Origin of the sequence: Moraxella sp. (genome assembly GCF_024227015.1) — a bacterium.
GTDB lineage: Bacteria > Pseudomonadota > Gammaproteobacteria > Pseudomonadales > Moraxellaceae > Moraxella.
Window position 1 is genome coordinate 1 of the sequence record NZ_JAAELD010000060.1, and the last position, 826, is coordinate 826.

Annotated in this window: 1 protein-coding gene; it reads right to left on the reverse strand. The window is 45.4% G+C overall.

Features of this window, described 5'->3' with window-relative positions; genetic code table 11:
- Window positions 1-154 precede the first annotated feature (154 nt).
- Complete coding sequence (locus tag GY683_RS01200; RefSeq protein WP_297287016.1) at window positions 155-565, reverse strand: Fic family protein; 411 nt, start codon at window positions 563-565, stop codon at window positions 155-157.
- Between the last annotated feature and the right edge of the window lie 261 nt (window positions 566-826).

Consider the following 826-nt stretch of genomic DNA (forward strand, 5'->3'; position numbering starts at 1 on the left):
GTCGCTAAAATGCCCAATTATATCAATATGATGTTGAATGCTACGGCGATTTTTCCCTCTATGTTTAAGAATACCCATGTTTAAGGGAACCCAACGCTGAACTGACAGGTTAGCGCTGCCGCTTTGCACGATGCACCCCGCAAGACCGCACCGGCTATGCAGGGTCGCCGCCCTTCGCCTCTGGTATCAACTTACCAAGTGCTTGCGCCAGGTAGCCATTCTGTACTGAGAGCACTGGATTGGCATCTGCGCATTGATTTACAGCATACACCGCCTTTTTGTCTCCTCCGACGATGCCTTTCCCTTGGCGGTTTGCCTTGATAAACGCATTGAGCGCCGCGCTTGCAGTGCGTTTGTTTGCATCATCGAAACAGTGTCCTTGGGAGAGATTTTCCACCAATACTGCTGCCTTCTCTGCCAATGTGGCGTGCATAACAGCGCCAAATAAGACTGCAGCGGGACCATTCACCGCATGAGCCAAATTTCCTGGATTTATCGTAGTAGTACCGCCCAGATTCCTATTAAGACTGGTGATTTGGACTTCGGTCAGGTAAGTGTATGGCATGGTGCCTCCATGAATACGCGTTTTTCAAATGATTATTTAATCAATACTAAGACGTCACCTATACGCCTAACATTGATTTTCAATAGACGACGAGTTAACGCCCCAAATAGGACGTTAAAATAGACAAATTTATCACAAAATCTTGTGCTTAACGTGTCAAAACTTCTTTAAAAGGCATAATAGGGCATCAGGTCAGCCGTGATCAGAAAAAATTTTAATTGTAGGACTCTTGGATAGAAAGGAAATTCAGATGTAGATGAA